Annotated in this window: 15 protein-coding genes; 11 read left to right on the top strand and 4 right to left on the bottom strand. The window is 62.0% G+C overall.

Annotated elements, in window-relative coordinates; genetic code table 11:
- The first annotated feature begins 387 nt into the window (after positions 1-387).
- From rpoE to pdxJ, 10 genes are all read left to right on the top strand, one after another.
- Complete coding sequence (rpoE, locus tag LOY53_RS21375; RefSeq protein ID WP_003252049.1) at positions 388-969, top strand: RNA polymerase sigma factor RpoE; 582 nt, start codon at positions 388-390, stop codon at positions 967-969.
- Positions 970-1,000: 31 nt separating this feature from the next.
- Positions 1,001-1,597, top strand: coding sequence for a sigma-E factor negative regulatory protein (locus LOY53_RS21370; protein WP_099430294.1), 597 nt, complete (start codon positions 1,001-1,003; stop codon positions 1,595-1,597).
- Between the two features lie 8 nt (positions 1,598-1,605).
- A complete protein-coding gene (locus tag LOY53_RS21365) occupies positions 1,606-2,571 on the top strand; it encodes a MucB/RseB C-terminal domain-containing protein (RefSeq protein WP_252825666.1) in 966 nt (321 codons plus the stop codon).
- A gap of 209 nt (positions 2,572-2,780) precedes the next feature.
- Positions 2,781-4,187, top strand: coding sequence for a DegQ family serine endoprotease (locus LOY53_RS21360; RefSeq protein WP_408981382.1), 1,407 nt, complete (start codon positions 2,781-2,783; stop codon positions 4,185-4,187).
- A gap of 272 nt (positions 4,188-4,459) precedes the next feature.
- Positions 4,460-6,259: a translation elongation factor 4 gene (gene lepA / locus LOY53_RS21355; protein WP_085273580.1), complete on the top strand. Its 1,800-nt coding sequence runs from the start codon at positions 4,460-4,462 to the stop codon at positions 6,257-6,259.
- A 5-nt stretch (positions 6,260-6,264) separates the two neighbouring features.
- Positions 6,265-7,119 (top strand): signal peptidase I, encoded by an 855-nt coding sequence (gene lepB, locus LOY53_RS21350; RefSeq protein ID WP_027594147.1) that lies wholly within the window; start codon positions 6,265-6,267, stop codon positions 7,117-7,119.
- Positions 7,120-7,280: 161 nt separating this feature from the next.
- Entirely contained in the window at positions 7,281-7,970 is a 690-nt protein-coding gene (gene rnc, locus LOY53_RS21345) for a ribonuclease III (protein WP_027594148.1), read from the top strand.
- The gene (era, locus tag LOY53_RS21340; protein WP_027594149.1) at positions 7,963-8,865 is read left to right on the top strand and encodes a GTPase Era; all 903 of its coding nucleotides are present in this window, start codon (positions 7,963-7,965) and stop codon (positions 8,863-8,865) included. The genes rnc and era overlap by 8 nt, the downstream gene beginning before the upstream one ends.
- 149 nt (positions 8,866-9,014) lie before the next feature.
- Complete coding sequence (gene recO / locus LOY53_RS21335; RefSeq protein ID WP_252825664.1) at positions 9,015-9,698, top strand: DNA repair protein RecO; 684 nt, start codon at positions 9,015-9,017, stop codon at positions 9,696-9,698.
- Positions 9,699-9,759: 61 nt separating this feature from the next.
- On the top strand, positions 9,760-10,482 hold the full coding sequence (gene pdxJ, locus LOY53_RS21330; protein ID WP_189662533.1) for a pyridoxine 5'-phosphate synthase: 723 nt from the start codon (positions 9,760-9,762) through the stop codon (positions 10,480-10,482).
- Positions 10,483-10,609: 127 nt separating this feature from the next.
- Here the strand turns inward: pdxJ and LOY53_RS21325 are convergent, their stop codons facing one another.
- Positions 10,610-11,992, bottom strand: a complete 1,383-nt coding sequence (locus LOY53_RS21325) for a heavy metal sensor histidine kinase (protein WP_258703268.1) — start codon at positions 11,990-11,992, stop codon at positions 10,610-10,612.
- Positions 11,989-12,663 (bottom strand): heavy metal response regulator transcription factor, encoded by a 675-nt coding sequence (locus tag LOY53_RS21320; protein ID WP_258703267.1) that lies wholly within the window; start codon positions 12,661-12,663, stop codon positions 11,989-11,991. Before LOY53_RS21320 ends, LOY53_RS21325 begins: the two co-directional genes overlap by 4 nt.
- Before the next feature lie 246 nt (positions 12,664-12,909).
- Between LOY53_RS21320 and LOY53_RS21315 the strand changes: the two genes are divergently transcribed.
- Complete coding sequence (locus LOY53_RS21315) at positions 12,910-13,113, top strand: hypothetical protein (RefSeq protein WP_252825661.1); 204 nt, start codon at positions 12,910-12,912, stop codon at positions 13,111-13,113.
- Positions 13,114-13,180: 67 nt separating this feature from the next.
- On the opposite strand, the gene cmoB is transcribed toward LOY53_RS21315, so the two are convergent.
- Both cmoB and cmoA read right to left on the bottom strand, forming a co-directional pair.
- Positions 13,181-14,137: a tRNA 5-methoxyuridine(34)/uridine 5-oxyacetic acid(34) synthase CmoB gene (cmoB, locus tag LOY53_RS21310; RefSeq protein ID WP_252825660.1), complete on the bottom strand. Its 957-nt coding sequence runs from the start codon at positions 14,135-14,137 to the stop codon at positions 13,181-13,183.
- Positions 14,134-14,877 (bottom strand): carboxy-S-adenosyl-L-methionine synthase CmoA, encoded by a 744-nt coding sequence (gene cmoA / locus LOY53_RS21305; RefSeq protein WP_027594159.1) that lies wholly within the window; start codon positions 14,875-14,877, stop codon positions 14,134-14,136. The genes cmoB and cmoA overlap by 4 nt, the downstream gene beginning before the upstream one ends.
- Positions 14,878-15,024: the final 147 nt, after the last annotated feature.

Below are 15,024 nucleotides of genomic sequence, written 5' to 3'. Positions count from 1 at the left end.
GCGCCGATGGCATTGTGAAACTATCGTTAAACCAGGCCGGGTTGCCTTTATAGCAGCCCCGGGTGGCCAATTTCCATGCCACTTGCCAGGAAGCAGCGACCTTGTGGGAACTTTCCGACAGCTACGGAAATCCTATGAAGGCTGCCCGCACGCCACAAATGTCGCGGCGACGCACGGCGGCAGCTCTATTCGGGCTGACACCTGCGTATTCGAAACCTGATTATTGACGTTGCCGGCCGTGACCGCGCCGCGTCTTCCGTGCGAGCCGACCAAGGGCTGCAGGAAACTTGCTTGGAGGGGAGAACTTTTGCGCAAAGCCCGAGTCTATGTTTGCAAGCCTGAACGATGGCTGTTGCAACGCTCCTTCGAGTCTACCGAGGAGTGTTCATGCTAACCCAGGAAGAGGATCAGCAGCTTGTCGAGCGCGTGCAGCGCGGTGACAGGCGAGCGTTCGATCTGTTGGTGCTGAAGTATCAGCACAAGATTCTCGGGTTGATCGTGCGGTTCGTTCACGACACCCACGAGGCCCAGGATGTGGCACAGGAAGCCTTTATCAAGGCCTACCGTGCGCTTGGCAATTTTCGCGGAGACAGTGCGTTTTATACCTGGCTGTACCGCATCGCCATCAACACGGCGAAGAACTACCTGGTGTCCCGTGGAAGACGGCCACCAGACAGTGATGTGAGCTCCGAGGATGCGGAGTTTTATGACGGCGATCATGGTCTCAAGGATCTCGAGTCCCCAGAGCGCTCGTTGTTGCGGGATGAAATCGAAGGCACGGTCCATCGCACCATCCAGCAACTGCCCGAAGACCTGCGCACGGCATTGACCCTGCGCGAGTTCGACGGATTGAGTTACGAAGACATTGCCAGTGTCATGCAATGTCCGGTGGGTACCGTGCGCTCTCGAATCTTCCGCGCTCGGGAGGCCATAGATAAAGCCCTGCAGCCGTTGTTGCAGGAAACCTGAGACAGCGGCTACAGCCAAGAGAGGAACCGCCATGAGTCGTGAAGCGTTGCAGGAATCGCTGTCCGCGGTAATGGATAACGAAGCGGACGAACTGGAATTACGTCGGGTACTGAGTGCCGTCGACGATGCCGAAACCCGTGCTACCTGGTCGCGTTACCAGGTCGCTCGCGCAGCGATGCACAAGGAACTGCTGCTGCCCAACCTCGATATCGCCTCGGCGGTGTCGGCAGCGTTGGCCGACGAAGCGGTACCGGCCAAGGTCAATAAAGGTCCATGGCGCAGCGTCGCTCGCCTGGCAGTCGCTGCCTCGGTGACGGTTGCCGTGCTGGCGGGTGTGCGCATGTACAACCAGGACGAAATCACCGGTGCAGAGCTTGCCTCCCAGCAACCTGCGCAGCAGGGGCTGAGCGTGCCACAAACTCAAGGCCCGGCGGTATTGGCAGGCTATAGTGAAAGCAGTGAGCAACCGACTGGGCCGATGGCCAACGGTGTGCTGCAGAACCAAGCCGGCTGGGATCAGCGTCTGCCAGGCTATCTGCGCCAGCACGCCCAGGAATCTGCGCTCAAGGGCAGCGAAACGGCGTTGCCGTATGCCCGCGCCGCCAGCCTGGATAACCCCGCTAAGTAAGGAGGATCATGCGCGCGCTACCTCTCCTGTCGCTGCTGATAGGCAGCTGCATGACGGTGCCAGCGTTGGCGGCCAACTCTTCGCCTGAGGCGAATGAGTGGCTGAACAAGCTGGCACAGGCCGAGCAAAAGCAAAGCTACCAAGGCTCTTTCGTCTACGAGCGCAACGGCAGCTTTTCTTCCCACGATATCTGGCACAGGGTTGAGGACGGTAAGGTCAGCGAGCGGCTGCTGCAGCTCGATGGCACTGCCCAGGAAATCGTGCGCGTGGATGGCAAGGTTGCGTGCATCAGTGGTGCCTTGGTCAACGGCGTTACGACGCCGCCCGATGCGGCGCCGCGTGCGCTGGATCCCCTCAAATTGATGGGCTGGTACGATCTGGGTGTGGCGGGCAAGTCACGTGTCGCCGGGCGCGACGCGGTGATCGTCACCCTCACACCGCGCGACCAGCACCGTTATGCGTTCGAATTGCACCTTGACCGCCGCACCGGCTTGCCGCTGCGTTCGTTGATGCTCAACGACAAGGGGCAATTGCTCGAGCGCTTCCAGATGACCCGCCTCGATACCGATGACCTGCCTACCGCGGATGACTTGCGCCCCAGTGCGGCTTGCAAGCCGGTGGAGCGGGGCACCAGTACCGGCCAGGAAAGCGTCGCCGGATGGCGCTCGGACTGGCTGCCGCCGGGTTTTGAGCTGGTCAACAGCTCGGTACGCCGTGACCCGGCCCGCAACAGCACAGTCAGCAGCCTGATGTATGACGATGGCCTGGCGCGCGTTTCGGTATTCCTCGAGCCGGTCAACGACAACTCAGGCACCGACACACGCGTGCAACTCGGCCCAACCGTGGCGGTATCGCGCCGTCTGAACACGCCGAAGGGCAAGGTCCTGGTCACTGTGGTAGGTGAAATTCCCCTGGGTACCGCAGAGCGCATTGCGCTGTCGATGCGGCCTCAGGATGCCCAGGCGCGGCAATGATGGCGTGCGCTTTTCAGGTGGTTTCCGGCGTGAGAGACATGCTCCTGAAATGAAATTAAAGCATTGTCATTTGCAATCTTTCCGTAAATTTTCTATAGGTCAGGCTTCTTGGAGCCTGGCCTTTCCTGCTTGTGCAGGGGCCTTACGCTAACCACGCTCGTTGTGACGGGAGCCGTATGTCTATACCACGCTTGAAATCCTACCTATCGATGTTCGCCGCCGTGCTCATGCTCGGCCAGGTGCTCACCGCCCAGGCCGAGGAAGCCCTGCCAGACTTCACCACGTTGGTCGAGCAAGCCTCGCCGGCCGTGGTCAACATCAGTACCAAGCAGAAGCTGCCGGACCGCCGCATCGCCGCTGGGCAGATGCCGGACCTCGAAGGCCTGCCGCCGATGTTCCGCGAGTTCTTCGAGCGCAACATGCCGCAGCAGCCCCGCTCGCCGCGGGGTGATCGTCAGCGTGAAGCCCAGTCGCTGGGTTCGGGTTTCATCATCTCCAGCGATGGCTACGTACTGACCAACAACCATGTGGTGGCCGACGCCGACGAGATCATCGTCCGCCTGTCGGACCGCAGCGAGCTGCAAGCCAAGCTGGTCGGTACCGACCCGCGTACCGACGTCGCGCTGCTCAAGGTCGAAGGCAAGAACCTGCCGACCGTCAAGCTGGGCGACTCCGAGAAGCTCAAGGTGGGTGAGTGGGTGCTGGCCATCGGCTCGCCGTTCGGCTTCGACCATTCGGTGACCAAAGGTATCGTCAGCGCCAAGGGGCGTACCCTGCCTAACGACACCTATGTGCCGTTCATCCAGACTGACGTTGCCATCAACCCGGGTAACTCCGGCGGCCCGCTGTTCAACATGCAGGGCGAGGTCGTGGGTATCAACTCGCAGATCTTCACCCGTTCGGGCGGCTTCATGGGCCTGTCGTTCGCGATCCCGATCGATGTGGCGATCGACGTATCCAACCAGCTGAAAAAAGACGGCAAAGTCAGCCGTGGCTGGCTGGGCGTGGTGATTCAGGAGGTCAACAAGGACCTGGCTGAGTCCTTTGGCCTGGACAAACCGGCCGGTGCCCTGGTGGCCCAGGTGCTGGAAGATGGCCCTGCCGCCAAAGGTGGCCTGCAGGTGGGTGACGTGATCCTGAGCATGAATGGCCAGCCGATCGTCATGTCGGCCGACTTGCCGCACCTGGTCGGCAGCCTCAAGGACGGCGACAAAGCCAAGCTCGAGATCATCCGCAACGGCAAGCGCCAGAACCTGGACGTCAGCGTCGGTGCGCTGCCGGACGATGACGCTGACATCGGAACCGGTACCGGTGCAGATGGCAGTGCCGAGCGCAGCAGCAACCGTCTGGGTGTTTCGGTCGCTGACCTCAGCGCCGAGCAGAAGAAAGCCCTCGAACTCAAGGGTGGCGTGGTCATCAAGGAAGTCCAGGATGGCCCGGCCGCATTGATCGGCCTGCGCCCAGGTGACGTCATCAGCCACCTGAACAACCAGGCCATTGGTTCGGCGAAGGAATTCACCGAGATCGCCAAGGGTCTGCCGAAGAATCGTTCGGTCTCCATGCGTGTGCTGCGCCAGGGGCGTGCGAGCTTTATCACCTTCAAGCTGGCTGAATAAGCGGGTCTTCAGGTAGGAAAAGGGGCAGCGTTGGCTGCCCTTTTTCGTGGAATCTACGGAGGAGTGGGCTGGTCCGATCGCCGGCAAGCCGGCTCCCACAGGTGGGGCGGAGGTTTCAGGTACGGCGCTGCGGTGTTACTAAGCGGCTTGCCAGCGACACTGTCGGCACAGACAGCCGATCAGGAATCTCCCATATCCCTGCTGCTTGAGGTACAATTCCCGGCTATTTTTCGGCGGGCGTCCCGGCTCGCAGCCTTTTCGAGTGTTGACCCGTGAGTGATTTGAGTCATATCCGCAATTTCTCCATCATCGCCCACATCGACCATGGCAAGTCGACGCTGGCCGACCGTTTCATCCAGATGTGCGGTGGCCTGTCTGCGCGCGAAATGGAAGCCCAGGTCCTCGACTCCATGGACCTGGAGCGCGAACGCGGGATCACCATCAAGGCCCACAGCGTCACGCTCCATTACAAGGCGCAAGACGGCAAGACCTACCAGCTGAACTTCATCGACACCCCCGGCCACGTCGACTTCACCTATGAAGTTTCGCGCTCGCTGGCCGCCTGTGAAGGCGCACTGTTGGTGGTAGACGCCGGTCAAGGCGTCGAAGCCCAGTCCGTGGCCAACTGCTATACCGCCATTGAGCAAGGCCTCGAGGTCATGCCGGTGTTGAACAAGATGGACCTGCCCCAGGCTGACCCGGACCGCGTCAAGGACGAGATCGAGAAGATCATCGGCATCGACGCTACCGACGCCGTGGCGTGCAGTGCCAAGAGCGGCATGGGCGTCGACGAGGTGCTCGAGCGCCTGGTGCACACCATCCCCGCGCCGGTAGGCGAAATCGACGCGCCGCTGCAGGCGCTGATCATCGACTCCTGGTTCGACAACTACCTGGGCGTTGTCTCGCTGGTGCGCGTGCGCCAGGGCCGCGTCAAGAAAGGCGACAAGATCCTGGTCAAGTCCACCGGCAAGGTGCACCTGGTCGACAGCGTCGGCGTCTTCACCCCGAAACACACCCAGACCGCCGACCTCAAGGCCGGTGAAGTGGGCTTCATCATCGCCAGCATCAAAGACATTCACGGTGCACCGGTTGGTGACACCCTGACCCTGTCCTCGACCCCGGAAGTCGAAGTGCTGGCGGGCTTCAAGAAGATCCAGCCACAGGTCTACGCCGGCCTGTTCCCGGTCAGCTCGGACGATTTCGAAGACTTCCGCGACGCGCTGCAGAAGCTGACGCTCAACGACTCGTCGCTCCAGTACATGCCGGAAAGCTCCGACGCCCTGGGCTTCGGTTTCCGCTGCGGCTTCCTGGGCATGCTGCACATGGAGATCATCCAGGAGCGCCTGGAGCGTGAGTACGACCTGGACCTGATCACCACTGCGCCGAGCGTGATCTACGAGCTTGAGCTGAAAACCGGCGAAACCATCATCGTCGACAACCCGTCGAAGCTGCCGGACGTTTCGTCCGTCACCGACTTCCGCGAGCCGATCGTCACCGCGACCATCCTGGTGCCGCAGGAGCACCTGGGTAACGTCATCACCCTGTGCATCGAGAAACGTGGCGTTCAGCGCGACATGCAGTTCCTCGGCAGCCAGGTTCAGGTGCGTTACGACATGCCGATGAACGAGGTGGTACTGGACTTCTTCGACCGCCTCAAGTCGACCAGTCGCGGTTACGCTTCGCTGGACTATCATTTCGATCGCTACCAGTCGGCCAACCTGGTCAAACTGGATGTACTGATCAACGGCGACAAGGTCGATGCCCTGGCGTTGATCGTGCACCGCGACAACGCGGCCTACAAAGGCCGTGCGTTGACCGAGAAGATGAAGGAACTGATCCCTCGGCAGATGTTCGATGTGGCGATCCAGGCAGCCATCGGCGGCCAGATCATCGCGCGGACAACCGTCAAGGCGCTCAGAAAGAACGTACTGGCCAAGTGCTACGGTGGTGACGTCAGCCGTAAGAAGAAACTGCTGGAGAAGCAGAAGGCCGGTAAGAAACGCATGAAGCAAGTAGGCAACGTGGAGATTCCACAAGAGGCCTTCCTTGCTGTGCTCAGGTTGGATAGCTAGGTCCTATGTCGCTAAATTTCCCGCTGTTGCTAGTCATCGCCGTAGCTGTCTGCGGTCTGTTGGGCTTGATCGACCTGCTGTTCCTGGCCCCGCGCCGGCGAGCGGCAATCGCCAACTATCAGGGGCGCGTCAATCCGCCCGAGATGGCGGTGGTCGAGCGCCTGAACAAGGAGCCGCTGCTGGTCGAATACGGCAAGTCGTTCTTCCCGGTGCTGTTCATCGTGCTGGTACTGCGCTCGTTTTTGGTCGAGCCGTTCCAGATCCCTTCGGGGTCGATGAAACCGACCCTGGAAGTGGGCGACTTCATTCTGGTGAACAAGTTCTCCTATGGCATTCGCCTGCCGGTGATCGACAAGAAGGTCATCGAGGTGGGTGACCCGCAACGCGGCGATGTGATGGTGTTCCGCTATCCGAGCGACCCGAACGTCAACTACATCAAGCGTGTCGTTGGCCTGCCGGGCGACCAGATCCGCTACACCAACGACAAGCGGCTGTACGTCAATGGCCAACCCATTGCCGAACAACTGGTGGGCACCGAACCGGGCACCTTGGGTAGCGCCGAGCTGTACAAAGAAAAGCTGGGCGAGGCCGAACACCTGATCCGCAAGGAGATGAGCCGTTACCGCATGCCGCCGGACCAGCAATGGACCGTACCGGCTGGCCATTACTTCATGATGGGCGACAACCGCGACAACTCCAACGATAGCCGTTACTGGGATGACCCGAACATTCCCAAGGAACTTCACGGCATGGTTCCGGACCGGAACATTGTCGGCAAGGCCTTCGCGGTCTGGATGAGCTGGCCAGAGCCCAAGCTCAGCCATATGCCTAACCTGTCGCGGGTCGGCCTGATCCATTGATACCCTTCGGCGCTGTCCAGCAGACAGCGCCGAATGCATTTCTGACATAGGCTGTGTTCTCAGGGATCGAGAGTTTCGCCGCGTACAGCGGCGGACCACAGCCAAACAGTCTTTCAGGATGTTGATTTGAACAACGCGTTGAACAACGAACGGGTGGCCGCATGAGTGCTTCCCTCGCCGCACTGGAGCGAAAGCTCGGTTACACCTTCAAGAACCAGGACCAGATGCTTCTGGCCCTGACCCATCGCAGCTACGCCGGGCGCAATAACGAACGCCTGGAGTTTCTGGGCGACGCCATTCTCAACTTCGTGGCCGGCGAGGCGCTGTTCGAGCGCTTCCCGCAGGCCCGCGAAGGCCAGTTGTCGCGCTTGCGTGCGCGCCTGGTCAAGGGTGAGACCCTGGCCCGCCTGGCGCGAGGCTTTGATCTGGGCGAATACCTGCGCCTGGGTTCGGGTGAGTTGAAAAGCGGCGGTTTCCGCCGCGAATCGATTTTGGCCGATGCTCTGGAGGCGCTGATTGGCGCCATCTACCTGGACGCGGACATGCAGACCGCCCGGGAGCGTATCCTGGCCTGGTTGGCCGATGAATTCGAAAGCCTGACCCTGGTCGATACCAACAAGGACCCCAAGACCCGCCTGCAAGAGTTCTTGCAGTCGCGCAGCTGTGAGCTGCCGCGCTACGAGGTGGTGGATATTCAGGGCGAACCGCACTGCCGTACCTTCTTCGTCGAATGCGAAGTGGTGCTGCTGAACAACAAGAGCCGTGGTCAGGGTGTGAGCCGGCGTATCGCTGAGCAAGTCGCCGCTGCGGCTGCATTGATCGCCCTGGGCGTGGAGAATGGCAATGACTGATAACAACCCGACTCGCTGCGGCTACGTGGCCATTGTCGGCCGCCCCAACGTGGGCAAATCGACCTTGCTCAACCACATCCTTGGGCAGAAGCTGGCGATCACCTCGCGCAAGCCGCAGACCACCCGCCACAACATGCTCGGCATCAAGACCGAGGGTGACGTGCAGGCGATCTACGTCGACACGCCGGGTATGCACAAGGCCAACGACAAGGCCCTGAACCGTTACATGAACCGTAACGCTTCGGCCGCCCTGAAAGACGTCGACGTGGTGATCTTCGTGGTTGACCGTACCCGCTGGACCGACGAGGACCAGTTGGTGCTCGAGCGCGTCCAGTACGTCAGTGGCCCGGTCATCCTGGCGGTCAACAAGACCGACCGCCTGGAAGAAAAAGCCGACCTGATTCCGCACCTGCAATGGCTGCAGGAGCAACTGCCGAACGCGGAAGTGGTACCGATCTCCGCCCAACAGGGGCATAACCTCGAGGCGCTGGAAGGCCTGATCGCCAAGCACCTGCCGGAGAACGAGCACTTCTTCCCGGAAGACCAGATCACCGACCGCAGCAGCCGTTTCCTGGCCGCTGAGCTGGTGCGCGAGAAGATCATGCGCCAGTTGGGTGCGGAGCTGCCGTACCAGATCACCGTAGAGATCGAAGAGTTCAAGCAGCAAGGGCACGTGCTGCACATCCATGCGCTGATCCTGGTCGAACGCGATGGCCAGAAGAAGATCATCATTGGTGACAAGGGCGAGCGTATCAAACGCATTGGCTCCGACGCGCGCAAGGACATGGAAGTGCTGTTCGACGCCAAGGTCATGCTCAACCTCTGGGTCAAGGTCAAAGGCGGTTGGTCTGACGATGAGCGCGCCCTGCGCTCGCTGGGCTACGGCGACCTGTAACCCCTGCTGTATGGGCTTGGGGCTGCCTTGCAGCCCATCGCCGGCAAGCCGGCTCCCACACAACCGCAGCGCTACCGAGCCCTGTAGGAGCCGGCTTGCCGGCGATGGGCCGCATAGCGGCCCGATTGGCCTTGGGACAAGTGATTGCCATGGAACAACCTGTCGGCCAGCCGGCCTATGTGCTGCACAGTCGTGCCTACAAGGAAACCAGCGCACTGGTGGACTTCCTCACGCCGCAAGGCCGTGTGCGGGCCGTGTTGCGCCGTGCGCGCGGCAAAGGTGGCAGCCTGGTGCGGCCGTTCGTGCCGCTGGAAGTGGAGCTGCGCGGGCGCGGCGAGCTGAAGAATGTCGGCCGCCTGGAGACGCTCGGTATCGCCGCCTGGTTGCACGGCGATGCGCTGTTCAGCGGGTTGTACCTCAACGAGCTGCTCATGCGTTTGCTGCCCGCCGAAGCCCCTCACCCTGCGCTGTTCGAGCACTACACCCTGACATTGCAGGCGCTGGCCGCCGGACGCCCCCTGGAGCCATTGTTGCGTTCTTTCGAATGGCGCCTGCTGGACGAGCTCGGTTATGCGTTTTCGTTGCAGCATGACGTGAACGACTTGCCGATCGCCGTCGATGGCCGCTACCGCTTGCGCGTGGATGCCGGGCTTGAGCGGGTCGAGCTGCTGCAGCCCGGCTTGTTCCTGGGGGCCGAGCTGTTGGCGCTGGCGCAAGCCGACTGGGAAGCCCCGGGGGCGCTGCTCGCAGCCAAGCGGTTGATGCGTCAGGCACTGGCCGTTCACCTGGGCGCCAAACCCCTGGTCAGCCGGGAACTGTTTCGCAAGCGTTGATCACGTCGTATGCTGTGGGGCTAAATCTTCAGGAGAGCCTTTCGTGACTCACAGCAACCGCATGCTTCTCGGCGTAAATATCGACCACGTGGCGACGCTGCGCCAGGCCCGGGGCACGCGTTACCCTGATCCGGTCAAGGCTGCCCTGGACGCCGAAGAAGCGGGTGCCGACGGCATCACCGTGCACCTGCGCGAAGACCGCCGGCACATTCAGGAGCGCGATGTGGTGGTGCTCAAGGATGTACTGCAGACCCGCATGAACTTCGAAATGGGCGTCACCGAAGAGATGATGGCCTTCGCCGAGAAGATCCGCCCGGCGCACATCTGCCTGGTACCCGAGACCCGTCAGGAACTGACCACCGAAGGCGGCCTGGACGTGGCGGGCCAAGAGGCACGGATCAAGGCAGCAGTCGAGCGCCTGGCCCGCACCGGTGCCGAAGTGTCGTTGTTCATCGACGCCGACGAGCGGCAGATCGAAGCCTCGCGTCGCGTAGGCGCGCCGGCCATCGAGTTGCATACCGGCCGTTACGCCGATGCGCAGACGCCGACTGAAGTCGCTGAAGAGCTCAAGCGCATCGCGGACGGTGTTGCGTTCGGGGTGGGCCAAGGGCTGATCGTCAATGCCGGCCATGGCCTGCATTACCACAACGTCGAGGCAGTCGCAGCGATCAAGGGCATCAATGAGCTGAACATCGGCCACGCGTTGGTGGCCCACGCGCTGTTCGTCGGCTTCAAGGCTGCGGTGGCAGAGATGAAGGCGTTGATCGTGGCGGCTTCGCGCTGATCGCAGGTTGACGGAACTGGCCTCATCGCCGGCAAGCCGGCTCCCACAGGTACAGCGCTAGCCTTGAAGCCTACGCAGTTCATGTGGGAGCCGGCTTGCCGGCGATAAGGCCGTTACCAGCAGCCGGTCAATCGGCTCTGAACACCAGGGTAAACCGGGTCGGACCCGCCGGGCTGCTTATCACCTCAACCCGTCCACCATGCAACTGCATGATCGACTTCACGATCGCCAGCCCCAGCCCGGTGCCCCCCTCAAGCCGTGAGCGCCCAGCGCCCACGCGATAGAAACGCTCGAACAACTGCGGCTGATGCTCTGCGGCAATCCCCACGCCCTGGTTCTCCACCCATATCCTGACATCGCTTGCGTGGCGCTCGATACCGAGGTCTATGCGCTTGCCCGCCGGCGCATGCCGAATGGCATTGCTCAACAGGTTAGACAGCGCACGCTGGAACATCAGCCGATCACCCAAGGCCGTGCCCCAGCCTTGCAGGTGAAGCTCGATGTCCTTGAACTCCGCGCTGATGGCAAACAGTTCCACCACCTGTGCAGCCTCATCGGCCAGCGCCAGGGGCTTGAGCGCCACCTGCGCCTGCGGTTGGCTGACGTGAGCGAGGAACAGCATGTCGTTGATGATGCGGTTGAGCCGGGTCAGCTCTTCGATGCTGTCCTCCAGTACTTCCCGGTAGTTGGCATTGTCGCGCTCGCGGCTGAGGGTGACCTGGGCCTTGCCCATCAAGTTGCTCAGCGGCGTGCGCAACTCATGGGCAAGGTCGTCGGAAAACTGCGACAACTGTTGCACGCCCTGGTCAAGCCGATCGAGCATCACGTTAATGGCCCTGGCCAGCTCGCCCAGCTCTTGTGGCAGGCCACTGTCGGGCAGGCGGTGGTTGAGGTCCTGGGCCGAAACCTGGCCGGCTACCCGGCGAAAATGGCGAAGGGGTTTCAGGCTGCGTTGCACCAGCTTCCAGGCGCCGATGCCGATCAGTATCAACAGCAAGGGCAGAGCCATCAGGGTCGAGTGCAGGTAAGCCTGGAGCAGTGCGTTGTCGTCGGCGCGGTCGAGCGTCATCATCACCCGTACCGGCGTCTCGTCGCGCAAGCGCATCTGGCGTGTCGCGGTCAGCATTTGCTTACCGCGGCTGTCGCGCCATTCGTGAAACGTCAGCCGGGCGCCGGTCGCCAGCGCGCCCACGCTCGACTCCAGGGCTGGGCCCAGGCTGAGCAGGTGCGGGTGGCGGCCCTCGAGGGCGAGCACGCTGAGGCTGAGGTTGTCGTGCCCCATGACCAGGTCGAGCAGGGGGTGGGCGCGACTGCCCAGGTCCTCGCTACGCAGGTCGACACGCAGGTTATGTTCCACCTGCAACATCTTGCGCGCCAAGTCTTTGCGGGCGCGACTGTCCAGCTCGTGGTCCAGGGCAAACACGGCCAGGCAGGCCAGCAGCAGCACCAGCACAGCGCCCATCAGCGTAACGCTCAGGCCCAGGCGCAACGACAGGCTGGCGTTTTTCAAAAGCGTGCCTCGAGTACATAGCCAACGCCGCGTAAGGTGTGGATCAGCTTGTCATCGAACGGGTCGTCGATTTTCGCCCGCAGGCGGCGGATCGAGACTTCGACCACGTTGGTGTCGCAGTCGAAGTTCATGTCCCACACCAACGAAATGATCTGTGTGCGCGACAGCACCTCGCCGGTCTGGCGCATCAGCAGGTGCAGCAGCGCGAACTCCTTGGCGGTGAGGTCGATACGTTGCCCGGCGCGATAGGCGCGGTGGCGGCCGGGGTCCAGCTCCAGGTCGGCGACGCGCAGGGTACTGGGCTGTAATTGCTGGTCGTTGCGGCGCAGCAGGCTGCGGATACGTGCCAGCAGCTCAGGGAATTCGAAGGGCTTGAGCAGGTAATCATCGGCGCCCAAGTCCAGGCCTTTAACCCGGTCAGCCAGGCGGCCGTGGGCGGTCAGCATCATGATGCGTGTTGCCGATTCGTCGCGCAGCCGCTGCAGCACCGTCCAGCCATCGAGCTCTGGCAGGTTGACGTCGAGAATGACCAGGTCATAGGCCTGCTGGCGGGCCAGGTGCAGGCCGTCGGTGCCGGTATGGGCGCAGTCGACCACGTAGCCGTTTTCGCGTAGGCCTTGCTGCAAGTAGTCGGCGGTACGCAGCTCGTCCTCGATGATCAGTAGGCGCATAGGGGGCTCGAAAGGGTGAAAAGGGGCGATTTTCGACCCTGTAGGGGCATCAGGGTCAAGCGGCAGGATGTTACGCCATGAGCGCGGGGGATTTACCTGGATAACAGATTTGTAATCCGGGCGTCATGCCGCTGCCTGGCAGACAATGCAGGGCACATTGCAAGACTGTAATGCGCGCCTCACCTTGGCGTTAGCTGCACCTCAATAGGATGGCCGCAACTGAACGGTTATCACGAGGCAAACACGATGAACCTGATCAAATACCTGCTGCTGGCAACCTTGGCCTTCGGCAGTGCAAGCGTCTATGCCGAAGGTGGCGCTGAACGTTCCCGGCAGTTCTGGGAAGCCTTCCGGCAGGACCAGCAGCGCCTGCACGGGGACAAGCAACAGGCAGTGGTGGCGCGCGAGCGCTCAGTGCAGGAGAAGGCTCGCGAGGTGGCCAAGGACTGATTGTACCCACCTGCGACGCCATCGCTCCTCGTCGCAAGGTTGTTCGGGCGCCCGTCGGGCGCCTTTTTTATTTGCGCGCTACCAATGTCGCCCGGCGCGGAGCCGGCAGGCCTTCGAGAGTGCGGCTGTGGTCGTTCGGGTCGAGGAAGTCGCTTAGCGACTGGTAGCGCATCCAGTCAGTGCTGCGCTGTTCTTCGATGCTGGTGACGCTGACATCGACGCAGCGTACATCGCTGAAGCCGGCACGGCGCAACCAGCGCTCCAGGGCGGGTACCGAGGGCAGGTACCAGACGTTGCGCATTTGTGCGTAGCGGTCTTCGGGGACCAGCACCTGTTGCTCGTCGCCTTCGACCACCAACGTCTCCAGCACCAGCTCGCCGCCTTTGACCAGGCAATCCTTGAGCGCCAGCAGGTGCTCTATGGGGGAGCGGCGGTGGTAGAACACGCCCATGGAGAACACCGTGTCGAACCCTTCAAGGTTGGCCGGCAAATCTTCCAGGGCGAACGGCAAGTGCCAGGCTGGCAGCTCGGGCAAGTACTGCTGCACGGCCTGGAACTGGCAGAAGAACAGCCAGTTGGGGTCGACCCCGACCACCATATCGGCACCGGCGCCGAGCATGCGCCATTGGTAATAACCGTTGCCGCAGCCGACATCGAGCACGCGCTTGCCCTTGAGGTCCAGGTGCGGGCTGACCCGCGACCACTTCCAGTCCGAGCGCCATTCGGTGTCCACGTGCACGCCGAACAGGTCGAACGGCCCTTTGCGCCAGGGCGACAAGCCCATCAGCGCCTCACGCATCTGCGCGCGCGTGGCGTCGTCGCAGTCGCAATCCAGGCGCAGCCCGTTGACCAGGTCGATTTCGCTGGGTTGCAGGGCGGGAAGCGCATCCAGCGCACCGCGCCAGCGATCGAGGTCGCCGTGGCCTTTTTCCAGCTTGGCTTCCAGTTGCGCTTGCAGGCCTTGCGACCAGGACGCCAGGGGGGTGCCCGCCAGACGGCGGACCAGAGGGGACAGATCGATCATGGCAGGGCTATCAGCGAGGCGAAGTTGAGGCATTGGAACCACGGCACGACCTTGGAGAAACCCGCAGCGCGCAGGCGCGCCTTGTGCGCATCCAGGGTGTCGGGCTTCATCACGTTCTCAATGGCACTGCGCTTCTGAGCAATTTCCAGTTCGCTGTAGCCGTTGGCCCGTTTGAAGTCCAGGTGCAGTTCATTCAGCAGGTTTTGCTCGTCATCGTCGGCGAAACGCAGTTTTTCCGAGAGGATCAGCGCGCCGCCCGGCAGCAGTGCCTGGCGAATACGGCCGAGCAACTCAAGGCGTTGGTCGGGGGCGATGAATTGCAAGGTGAAGTTCATCGCCACTACCGAGGCCGGCTCGAAGGGCAGGGCGAGGATGTCGGCTTCCAGCACGTTGACCGGCAGCAGCTCCTGGAACATCGAGTCCTGCGCGGTGAGGTACTGGCGGCAGCGCTCGACCATTGCTGCGGAGTTGTCCACGGCGATGACTCGGCAACCGTCGCTGCGTACATGACGGCGCAACGACTGGGTGACAGCGCCCAGTGAGGCACCCAGGTCGTACAGCGTGCTGTTCGGCTGGGCGAAGCGTGCGGCCAGCACGCCGAGGTTTTCGACGATGGTCGGATAGCCCGGCACCGAACGCTTGATCATGTCCGGGAACACGCGCACCACGTCTTCGTTGAAGGCGAAGTCGGGTACCTGCTCCAGAGGTTGGGCGAAGAGGCGGTCGGGTTGTTTGCTCACGGCGGGCTCGATACGGGGTGAAACGGAGACGCATTTTAGCCAAAGGCGGAGCATCTTGCCATGGCAGTGCTTCGGGGTCAGTGCGTTCACACTGGTTTAATTGAACTTTCCTACCCGATAACAACAATAACCGCTATTAACGTGGGC

The organism is Pseudomonas sp. B21-031, from assembly GCF_024748985.1.
Lineage (GTDB): Bacteria > Pseudomonadota > Gammaproteobacteria > Pseudomonadales > Pseudomonadaceae > Aquipseudomonas > Aquipseudomonas kermanshahensis.
This window is presented reverse-complemented; position numbering and strand designations above follow the sequence as displayed.